The sequence below is a fragment of the Helicobacter sp. UBA3407 genome (assembly GCF_949747025.1).
GTDB lineage: Bacteria > Campylobacterota > Campylobacteria > Campylobacterales > Helicobacteraceae > Helicobacter_D > Helicobacter_D ganmani.
This window is the reverse complement of the sequence record NZ_CATKCB010000040.1, coordinates 1-4,159: the sequence shown is the minus strand read 5'-3', so window position 1 is coordinate 4,159 and position 4,159 is coordinate 1. Positions and strand designations below refer to the sequence as shown.

The 4,159-nt window shown below is 36.5% G+C and carries 4 protein-coding genes and 2 pseudogenes; all 6 read right to left on the bottom strand.

The features are described from left to right. A pseudogene (locus tag Q1553_RS00495) lies at positions 1–203 on the bottom strand (lipid A biosynthesis acyltransferase); the annotation flags it as partial. Then, complete coding sequence (gene waaC / locus Q1553_RS00490) at positions 200–1,225, bottom strand: lipopolysaccharide heptosyltransferase I (protein ID WP_297578380.1); 1,026 nt, start codon at positions 1,223–1,225, stop codon at positions 200–202. The pseudogene Q1553_RS00495 and the gene waaC, both read right to left, overlap by 4 nt. After that, positions 1,222–2,706, bottom strand: coding sequence for a Ppx/GppA phosphatase family protein (locus tag Q1553_RS00485; protein WP_115551580.1), 1,485 nt, complete (start codon positions 2,704–2,706; stop codon positions 1,222–1,224). Before Q1553_RS00485 ends, waaC begins: the two co-directional genes overlap by 4 nt. Positions 2,707–2,721: 15 nt before the next feature. Next, the gene (locus tag Q1553_RS00480) at positions 2,722–2,973 is read right to left on the bottom strand and encodes a YfhL family 4Fe-4S dicluster ferredoxin (protein ID WP_115551579.1); all 252 of its coding nucleotides are present in this window, start codon (positions 2,971–2,973) and stop codon (positions 2,722–2,724) included. Between the two features lie 116 nt (positions 2,974–3,089). Continuing rightward, complete coding sequence (locus tag Q1553_RS00475; RefSeq protein ID WP_300842664.1) at positions 3,090–3,755, bottom strand: hypothetical protein; 666 nt, start codon at positions 3,753–3,755, stop codon at positions 3,090–3,092. A gap of 8 nt (positions 3,756–3,763) precedes the next feature. Beyond that, positions 3,764–4,159, bottom strand: a pseudogene (locus Q1553_RS00470) (glycine--tRNA ligase subunit beta); the annotation flags it as partial.

Genomic DNA, 4,159 nt, shown 5'->3' with positions numbered 1-4,159 from the left:
GCATTGGTTAGGGAGTGATTGTAGGCAAAATCCAAGTTTGCTAGCAAATCAAACTTGCGCCTAGAATCTAGCAGATACAAAAAAAATGCGATTCCTTTTGCCAAGCTAAAGCGCAAGAAATGGGGCAAATATAGAAAGAAGTAGCCAAACCCTTGCAGAAAAAAAAGAAATAAAAATTCTTTAAAGGATTGAAAAATTTTCATTGCTTCTCTTTTGTTTGGTGTTTGAGATTCCCCTCCAAAATCGCACAAGCAAGTGTGCAGATACGAGAGGGGGAAATCTCACGAATGCTAAAATCATCTTTTTTGTAATTTGCTTGTTCATTGGCACTAAGATAAAGGTTTTGTTGTGTGCTAAGGTTGAATCTTTGTGCTGGTGTTGCTCCAAAAAGTGTGATAGAGGGGCGATGGAATGCCCAAGCAAGATGTGTAATACCTGTATCACCTCCAATGACTAAATCCATTTGTGCCACGAGCATTTTGATTTGATTTAAATTTAAGCTATGGATACTTTGGAATCGTGTATTTTTTGGGTTTAGAATCTCTAAGGTTTCACGGCTTAGGAAAAGTGGTGTATAGGATTTTGCGTTTAGGAGTGAGGCAAGCTCCACGAAAGATTTTATGGGATAAGTTTTGTTGGGCTTGGAAGTCTCTAACACACAAAGAATTTTTTTGTTTTTTGGCAAGTCAAAAGGTAGGAAAGAATCTTGGAATCCTAAGAAATTTTGAGGGTTTTTTAAAGTCTCTAAAGTGGGAATTTTCAAGCCAAATGCGCTAAAAGCCAAAGTTGCATTACGTAATAAAATATGTTCTTCATAAGGGATTGGGATTTTTTGGTGATAAAAAAAGGTTGCGAGAGATTCTTTGGCGGTTTGAAATCCTATAACTTTGTTTGTTGATAAAAGCTTGCTTATCAAAGCAGATTTTAACAAACCTTGCAAGTCTAATACAATATCATAGGATTCTTGCTTTAGAGTATGGTAAATTGCTGTCAAAGCATAGAATTTCCTAGAAGCAATCGCCTCTTTCAAAGGCAATGCGATGAGTTTATCAATCAAAGGAGAATCCTCCAAAATCTCACTAAAGATTTTATCAATATACCAATGCAAAGTAACTGCATAAGTTGGTTTGAGGGATTCAAGAAGTAGCGGCAATAAGCTCGCACTATGGATAATATCTCCAAGTGAGCTTAAGCGGACAATGGCGACTTTCAGCGGAGTTTTCATTGGTTGGCTTTTGTGGTTTGAATCAATGCAATTTCTATAATAGGGCTTGGAGGAATCAGTTTAGAAATTTGCTCTCGCACAAGATAGGAAAACTCTGAATGTGTAATCTGTAAAGTATATCCATTTTGACTTGATTCAAAGGAGAATTGAAAGTTTTTTGGTATTTGATTCTTGCTTAGGATTTCGCAAAGCCCTACAAAAAAGCTAAGAATCTTAATCACTTTGATTTCAGGCAATAAATTAGCATAAGTTAAAGTCTGTGGAATCTTTTTAAAAGCGAACTTTACAAGTGTTGCAATCAATAATCTGTCTTGATGACTTAAACCATAACTTAGGGCATTAAATAAAATGTAATTTCCGTGATGACTTTTTTCATAAAAATTAAGCGCAATTCCGATATTACATAATTCCGCACTAACGCTTAAATGTTGTTGGTAGGAATCATGGATTAATGGGATTTTTCTTTGAGCTTCAAAAAGCTTGAGCGCAAGGGTTTTTTGTGAATTGGATTGTTTGAAATCACGGATAAAGCGGTCTTTTAGATTCCGCACACTAGGATTGAAGTTCGGAGGGAAATGCCCATTTTCATAGCGCAAAAGGTCATTCAAAAAAACACCCTCACGCACTCCAACTCCGCTTGTAACAACATTTTCGGCTTTGAAGTGCAATAGGGCAAGATGAAAGATTAAAGCTCCCCCTTGAATGGAATCAATCCTGTCTGCTTGAATGCCGAGTTGTGGCAATTCATCTGGTTTTGCGGTGTAAATTTCACGAAAAAACTCGTGGTGTGTTGCAAAATCGTATTCAAAAGCGTGCAATGTGTCTAGTGGATAGTTGATTTGCTTTTGAATGATTTTGCTCAACGCCCTTGCAGTTCCACCAATCCCAAAAATTCGTCGATGATGAAAATGAGAGGGAAGTTGCGCAAGCGTTTGTTGGACAAAATTTCTTGCGCCTTGTAAGTCTCCTTTGTCAAAGAATAATTCTTTTAATCGGATTGTCCCTATATTTAATGAGATTTTATCTACTACTTTGGAATTTTCTATTAGCGCGCATTCCGTGCTTCCACCGCCAATATCAATCGTAAGACCTTCGTGATAGGGCAAAAGATTAAGCGCGCTTAATGCTCCAAAATATGCTTCTTGTTCTCCTGTGATAACCTTGATTTTCAATCCAATCTTTTTTGCAAGTTTTAAAAAGTCTGCCTTGTTGGGCGCATCACGCACTGCGGAAGTAGCGACACATAAAATCTTGCGTGCTTTATGTAATTTAGCAATCCACAAAAAGTCTTTTAAGGCGCAAAGGGCACGTTCCATTGGTTTTTGTTGCAAATAGCCTTGATGTTCATAAGTGGATTCAGAGATTCGGACTTTGCTTTTGGATTCATAAAGCAAATGGAATCCCAAATGGCTTGTTTTTTCAAAAATTGCCATTCTCGCAGAGTTTGAACCAATATCAATAATTGCAGTGATTTGTGCCACTTTTGTTGCCTTAGTCTAATCTTCTTGGTGTAATTGAGAGTGTTTGAACTTTAGCTCTTCTAGGGTTTCTACATTATCAGGGTCGGAGATTATAGCATCTACTGGGCAAACAGATAGACACGCAGGCTCATCATAGAATCCATAACATTCTGTGCATTTTTCTGGGTCAATTGTGTAATGAGGATCTCCCTCTTCAATCGCTTCATTGGGGCATTCTTCGCGACAAGCATCGCAGGCAATACATTCTTCATTAATCATTAAGGACATAAATTACTCCACGGAATCAATAAATTTTAAAATCAGGTTTTTAACTAAAAAACTCTAAAGAATTACTTAAAAATTATTTTTCATTTTATTTATTTTTGGAATAATAAGACAAGAATTTATAATTCTAAAATGGTAATGTCAAGTGCTTTGAAGTAATTTTGGTGGCTTTCTTGGAAATTTTTTGGAATCTTGCTTAGGATAATTTTGTTTTTTGGAATCATAGAAAGGAGCGAAAAATTTTCATTTAAATCCAAAATATCGGCTTTAGAAAAAATTGCTTTGGTAAGATCTTCTTTGGATTCTATCCGAAAGATTATGCTTAAACCTATTTTTGTAGCGTAATCGCTTAGATTTTTGAGCTGTTTTTGCGTCAAAAATTTGGGCAACAAAACAACGCTATCTGCACCATAAACAAGGGATTCTAAAAGTTGATAAGAATCTAAGATTAAAAAATCATAAATCAGCGGAATACTCACATAGCGGCGAATATAGGTTAGAATCTCCAAAGATTCTACAAAAAACCCACAAGCTCGGCTCTCATAGTCTTTGGCTGTTTGCAAAAGTGAAATTTGCGTCGCGCTAGTATCCAATGTTTGCAGAGAGAAGTCATAGAGGATTTTAGGAATAGAATCCACAGGTTTTTTAAAGATTTCAGGTAGAGGGCGTGGCTGATAAGGTGTGTAGGCGAGTGTGCGCCCAAGCCATTCTTGTGGAAATTTCTCTTTTTTTTCTGAAATGGCTTGTTGAATTTTTGCAATTTCAATTTCAGTAAATACGCGCAAACTATACCTTACAGACTGATTTCTTTAATCTCTGCAATCTCTAAAAATGCCTTATAAATCCTTGCAATCAAATGTTTGCGGTTGTTTTTGAAATCCTCATCGGGGGTATTTACTAGTACCTTGTCAAAGAATCTATCCAAAATGGGGTTGAGTTTAAGCAAGGAATCTAAACGCGTAGCATAATCGCAGCCTTGAAGATTGCAGGAATTAAAGGCTTGATAGAGTTCTATTTCTTCTGGAGCGAGTAATTTTTCTTCTTTAATGCTTAAAGGAGAATCCAAACAAACTTCTTTTGTGATGTTTGCAAGCCGTTTAAAAGTCTGGGACAAGAGCTTCTTGTCTTGATTTTTTAGTGCGGAATCTAGCGCAAGGAGTTTTTGAGAAATTTGCACTAAGTCGCGCTC